Here is a 5,506-nt window from a genome sequence, read left to right on the forward strand (position 1 = left end):
CGTGGGCCCGCGGGCGGGTGCCGGCTGGGGGGCGAGCGACGCGGCCGGCCGCGGTCCGCTACGCGGTCCGCCGGCGGAAGGCGTCGAGCGGGCCGGATCGCAGCAATTCGCTCGGCAGGCGATGGCCGACGATCTCCTCGGCCAGGTGTCCCGCCGCGATCAGCGCGTCGAGGTCGAGGCCGGTCGCGATGCCCATCTCGGCGCAGAGCAGGGCAAGTTCCTCGGTGCAGATGTTGCCCGGCGCGCCGGGCTGGCCGGCGAAGGGACAGCCGCCGAGGCCGCCCACCGTGGTGTCGTAGCGTGCGACGCCGAGGCGCAGCCCCGCCATGGCGTTGGCGATGCCGAGGCCCCGCGTGTCGTGCAGGTGCAGCGCGAGCGGCAGGTCGGGCCAGCGGTCTCGCACAGCGCCGACGCCGCGCTCGATCCGGAGCGGCGTCGCCCAGCCCATGGTGTCGGCGAGCGTGACCTCGGTGATCGCCGCGTCGACCTCGGCGGCGATGGCGAGGCCGTCGGCGACGGCCTGCACGATCAGCGCGGGCGCCACGTCGCCCGCGTAGTTGCAGCCGAAGGCGGCCTGGACGGAGATGCGCGTGACCGGCACGCCGGCGTCGAGATGCGTGCGCGTCAGCGTGCGCATCGCCTCGACCTGGCCGGCGCGGTCTCGGTTCAGGTTCTTCTTCGAGAAGGCCTCCGACGCCGCGAAGGAGATCGAGCCGTAGAGCTTCAGCCGGTCCTTGAATGCCAGCGCGCGGTTCAGCCCCGCGGCGTTGAACCAGAGCGCGGTGAAGGCGACGCCGGGTGGCGGCGTCACCTCGGCCAGCACTGCTTCCGCATCCGCCCAGCCGGGGACCAGCTTCGGCGAGACGAAGGAGCAGACCTGGATCTGCCTGAGGCCCGTCGCGGCGAGCGCGTTGATCAACGCGACCTTGCGCGCGGCCGGGATCGGGCCGGGCTCGATCTGGAAGCCCTCGCGCGGGCCTTCCTCGCGTATCTCGACGGCCGTGGGCAGGTCGGACATGCGGCGGAGTGAGCCACGGAACGGCGCGACGGTCGAGGCTCGGCTCAGGCCACGCGGGCGTGCGCGGCGCGGAGGTCGTCCACGAAGCGCGCGTATTCGCGCCGCTGCGCCTCCTCGTCCGGGACGCGCAGCAGGAAGCTCGGATGGACCGTGGTGAAGACCGGCAGGCCCTCGGGCCCCTCCACCAGCGTGCCGCGGGTCTTCATCACCGGCAGCGCCTTGCCGGCCAGCGCGCGCAGCGCAGTGGCGCCGAGCGCCACCAGCAGCCGCGGACCGACGATGCCGATCTCCCGCAGCAGGAAGGGGCGGTAATACGCGATGTCGCCGGCATCCGGTGATTGGTGGAGCCGGCGTTTGCCGCGCGGCTCGAACTTGAAGTGCTTCACCGCATTGGTGACGTAGGTCTCGCCGCGCGGCACCTCCGCCTCGGCCAGCGCGCGGTCGAGGAGCCGGCCGGCGGGGCCGACGAAGGGGCGGCCCTGGATGTCCTCCTCGTCGCCCGGCTGTTCGCCCACGAACATCAGCGGCGCGCCGGGCGGCCCCTCGCCGAAGACGAGTTGCGTCGCGCGGCGCGCGAAATCGGGCAGGTCGTTGCGGCCGGCGAGCTCGCGCGCGAGGGCGGCGAGCGCCTCCTTCGGGTCGGCGGCGGTGTCGAGCAGGTCCATGTCCGGCTCAACGTGCGAGGGCGGCGGCAGGTGCCGCGGCTTCTGCGGGTTCGGGTTCGGCAGGCTGGCGCCGCGCGCGACCATCTCCGCCGCGCGCCGCGGCGCGTCCGCGATCAGGCGGGGGATCTCCGCCGTCTCCGGCATGTTCCGCCAGTACTTGCGCGGCATCTCGGCCCGCATCGCGCCGGGCTTGAGGCGCGCGGGGTTGAAGATCGCGGCGTAGTAGGCGCGCCAGAGCGGCTCCACCGCGTCGTCGGGCGGCACGTCCTGGCGGCGGCCGCCGGGGCCGAAGCGCAGCTCCTGCCCGTCCCAGTGCACGGTGCGGCGCGGCGTGACGATGGACCAGCGCAGCCCGGCGAAGCGGCGGACGAAGAAGCCGGCCTCGGCCTCCTCGATGTGGTGCTCGGGTTCGAACCAGGCGACGTGGCGCACCCCGGCCTCGGTCTCGACCTGCCGAAAGCGGAGGAAGGCGTGCATCTTGTGCGCGTCGCGCCGCACCGCCTTGGCCATCGCCTCCAGCCGCACGATGTCGGCGTCGGTCGCGACCTGCATCAGCGCGGGCTCGCCATGCGTGAGGCGCCAGAGCACGCGATAGAGCAGCGCGAAGCGTTCCGGGTCGCGATGGCGGATGGCGATCTCGGCGAGCGCCACGAAGGCGCGCGGCACGTGGAAGGGCGAGGTCGCCGCCGGCGGGGCCGCATCCCCGGCGAAGAGGCCGGGCGCATCGCCCGCGACGCGCCACTCCGCCTGTTCGGGCGGCACGCCGGCGCCGAGCAGGCCGCGCGCGGCGCTGCGCCAGGCGCCGAGATCGGCCGGTCCGGGCAGCACCGTGGCGATCATCCGAACAGGCTCATCTGTACCGGCCGCGCGGCGTGCGCGAAAGCGGTGGCAGGGATCAGCCGGTCGCGCAGGTCGCCGGCATCCAGCAGGCGCGGCCGGTGGTCGTCGGTGACGACGAAGGGCGCGACCTTCGCGATGCTCACGCGCAACCGCGCCAGATCCTCGAGCCGGATGCGCGCGTGGCGCCGCGCGGCGATCAGCCGGTCCACCGTCTTCGCGCCCAGCCCCGGCACGCGCAGCAGCCGCTCGCGCGGGGCGCGGTTCAGATCCACCGGGAAGTCGGCGCGGTGCTTCAGCGCCCAGGCGGTCTTGGGATCGAGCGCGAGGTCGAGCATGCCACGCTCGCCGCCCGCCATGATCTCCTCGCGCGAAAAACCGTAGAAGCGCAGCAGCCAGTCGGCCTGGTAGAGCCGGTGCTCGCGCACGAGCGGCGGCGCGGTCGGCGGCAGCACGCGCGACGCGTCGGGGATCGGCGAATAGGCCGAGTAGTAGACGCGCCTGAGGCGATAGCCGGCATAGAGATCGGTCGCGGTGGTCAGGATCGTCGCGTCATCGGAGGCATCGGCGCCGACGATCATCTGCGTGCTCTGCCCCGCCGGCGCGAAGCGCGGCGCCGCCGCGCGGCGCGCGGTGCGGGCGGCGTCCTTCGCATCCTCGATACGCAGGCGCAGCCCGCCCATGGCGCGGCAGATCGCGGGCAAGTCCTTCTCGGGCGCGAGCTGCTTCAGCGTCTGCGCCTGCGGCAGCTCGATGTTGATGGAGAGGCGGTCGGCGTAGCGGCCCGCCTGCTCCACCAGCTCCGGCGACGCGTCGGGGATGGTCTTGAGGTGGATGTAGCCCTGGAAACCGTGGTCCTCGCGCAGCGTGCGCGCGACGCGCACCAGCTGCTCCATCGTCCAGTCGGGGGAGCGGGTGATGCCGGACGACAGGAACAGCCCCTCGATCGCGTTGCGGCGGTAGAAGTCGAGGGTGAGCTGCACGACCTCCTCCACCGTGAAGCGGGCGCGGCGGACGTTGGAGCTCGCGCGGTTGATGCAGTAGGCGCAGTCGAAGGCGCAGGCGTTGGTCAGCAGGATCTTGAGCAGCGAGATGCAGCGCCCGTCCGGCGCATAGGCGTGGCAGATGCCCGAGCCCTCCGTGCTGCCGAGCCCGCCGCGCGTCGAGTCGCGCCGCGTCGTGCCGGAGGAGGCGCAGGAGGCGTCGTATTTCGCGGCGTCGGCGAGGATTTCGAGCTTTTGGCGGAGGTCCATGGCGCGGCAAGCCTCGGGTGCAAGTTCATGATATGTTCTGTTGCGCGTGGCGCAAGGGCCAGCCGCGCCGGCCGCGTCGCAAGGGGCCGCGATCGGGTCTAGGCTCCCCCGATGGACGCCGCCGCACGCCAGATCGCCTTCGTCAACATCGCCCATGTGTTCACCCATTACGGGCTGCTGATCCTGGCGACCGCGGTGCTGGCGATGGTGGTGCAGGACGGCGCGACCTTCGGCACCGTCTATGGCCCGATCCTGGCGCTGGGGACGGGCATGTTCGTGATCTACGGCCTCGGCTCACTGCCGCAGGGCTGGATCGCGGAGCGCGTCGGGCGGCCGGCTCTGCTGCTGGCCTTCTTCCTCGGCACGGGCACCGGAATGGTCGCGGCAGGTCTCGCGCCCGGGCCGTGGACGCTCGCGGCCGGGATGTTCGTCTATGGCGCCTTCAGCGCGATCTACCATCCGATCGGTACGGCGATGCTGGTGGACGCGGCGGGCGAGCGCGTCGGCGCGGCGGTCGGCGTGAACGGCGTCTTCGGCAATCTTGGCGTGGCGCTCGCGCCGGTCGTCACGGCGGCGATCGCCGCGGGGATGGGATGGCGCTTCGCCTTCATCGTCCCGGGCGTGCTCTGCATCGCCGCCGGCATCGCCTATTGGCGCAACGGGCTGACGGACGTGGCGCGCGCCAAGGCCGCGTCGAAGCCCTTTCCCGCCATCCCGCCCGCCATCGTGCGCCGCGCGGTGATCTCGCTGCTGGCGATCGCGACGGCGAGCGGCTTCGTCTTCAACGGCTTCACCCTGCTGATCCCGAAGCTGATGGAGGAGCGGCTGGCGAATTCGCCGGATCTGCTGCCGGTGGTCGGCGCGCTGGCCTTCCTGGTGACGATCTGCGGCGGGCTGACGCAGTTCACGGTGGGACGGCTGATCGACCGGCACACGCTGAAACGCGTCTTCATGCCGCTCGCGCTGGTGCAGATGCCGGCGTTGCTGGTGCTGACTCAGCTCGCTGGCTGGCCGGTGCTGGTGGTGGCGGGGCTCGTCTGTGCCTCGGTCTTCGGCGTGGTCACGGTGAACGAGACGATGACGGCGCGCTACGTCGCGCCCGCGCTGCGCGCCAAGCTCTACTCGATCCGCTTCTCGGTCGGCTTCCTCGGCGCGGCGCTCGCCTCGCCCGTGGTCGGGCTGCTGCACGAGGCGACGGGCGCGGTCACCGCGGTGCTGGTGGTGCTCGCCGCCTTCTCCGCCATCACGCTGATCTGCGCGCTGTTCTTCCCGAACCGGGAGGAGGAGCTGAAGCCCGAGCTCTGGACCAAGGCCGCGCCGGCGCCGGCGGAGTAGTCGATCAGGTCCCGACGGCTTCGATCACGAGCGGCGCGGCGTCGCCCGCCCATTGCTCGCTGCGGCGCACGGCGCCCGTCGCGGGATCGGCCCAGAAGCGGTTCGTCACGCTGCGGCCATCCACCGCGCAGCGCTCCTCCACCAGCAGCCAGGCACCGTCCATGCGGCCGGCCAGCCGGCAGTCCAGCACCAGCCCGAAGCGCATCGCATTGGGGTCGCCGCCCGCGGCGCCGAGATCCACGGTGCGGCGCGCCGACGCCTCCCGCCCCAGAAGCGCGCGCGGATCGGCGAGCGGATCAGGCCCGTCGAGCCGCGTCGCCATCAGCACCGGGCCAAGGCCCGCCGTGCCCACCACGCGCGGGCCGTCGGTGGCGACGGCCACGCCGCCGTCGCCCCCC

Annotated in this window: 5 protein-coding genes; 1 reads left to right on the forward strand and 4 read right to left on the reverse strand. The window is 73.0% G+C overall.

Features of this window, described 5'->3' with window-relative positions; all coding sequences use genetic code 11:
- Positions 1 to 58: 58 nt before the first annotated feature.
- Genes L2I40_RS18270 through L2I40_RS18280 form a run of 3 tightly spaced genes read right to left on the reverse strand, consistent with a single transcriptional unit; the run spans position 59 to position 3,773 of the window.
- Positions 59 to 1,018 (reverse strand): hydroxymethylglutaryl-CoA lyase, encoded by a 960-nt coding sequence (locus tag L2I40_RS18270; RefSeq protein WP_237216619.1) that lies wholly within the window; start codon positions 1,016 to 1,018, stop codon positions 59 to 61.
- Between the two features lie 44 nt (positions 1,019 to 1,062).
- On the reverse strand, positions 1,063 to 2,523 hold the full coding sequence (locus L2I40_RS18275; protein WP_237216620.1) for a UdgX family uracil-DNA binding protein: 1,461 nt from the start codon (positions 2,521 to 2,523) through the stop codon (positions 1,063 to 1,065).
- On the reverse strand, positions 2,520 to 3,773 hold the full coding sequence (locus L2I40_RS18280) for a putative DNA modification/repair radical SAM protein (protein WP_237216621.1): 1,254 nt from the start codon (positions 3,771 to 3,773) through the stop codon (positions 2,520 to 2,522). Before L2I40_RS18280 ends, L2I40_RS18275 begins: the two co-directional genes overlap by 4 nt.
- Positions 3,774 to 3,884: 111 nt before the next feature.
- Here L2I40_RS18280 and L2I40_RS18285 point away from each other — a divergent pair, with 111 nt between their 5' ends.
- A complete protein-coding gene (locus L2I40_RS18285; RefSeq protein WP_237216622.1) occupies positions 3,885 to 5,108 on the forward strand; it encodes an MFS transporter in 1,224 nt (407 codons plus the stop codon).
- 4 nt (positions 5,109 to 5,112) lie between these two features.
- On the opposite strand, the gene L2I40_RS18290 is transcribed toward L2I40_RS18285, so the two are convergent.
- Positions 5,113 to 5,506 (reverse strand): YjbF family lipoprotein (locus L2I40_RS18290; RefSeq protein WP_237216623.1); only part of this gene is annotated, 394 nt, incomplete at its 5' end.

The sequence above is a fragment of the Falsiroseomonas oryziterrae genome, assembly GCF_021864505.1.
Taxonomy (GTDB): Bacteria; Pseudomonadota; Alphaproteobacteria; order Acetobacterales; family Acetobacteraceae; genus Falsiroseomonas; species Falsiroseomonas oryziterrae.

Coding starts and splice junctions, on each gene's coding strand:
- L2I40_RS18280 (WP_237216621.1), bottom strand. CDS start 3,773: ATGGACCTCCGCCAAAAGCTCGAAATCCTCGCCGACGCCGCGAAATAC.
- L2I40_RS18275 (WP_237216620.1), bottom strand. CDS start 2,523: ATGATCGCCACGGTGCTGCCCGGACCGGCCGATCTCGGCGCCTGGCGC.
- L2I40_RS18270 (WP_237216619.1), bottom strand. CDS start 1,018: ATGTCCGACCTGCCCACGGCCGTCGAGATACGCGAGGAAGGCCCGCGC.
- L2I40_RS18285 (WP_237216622.1), top strand. CDS start 3,885: ATGGACGCCGCCGCACGCCAGATCGCCTTCGTCAACATCGCCCATGTG.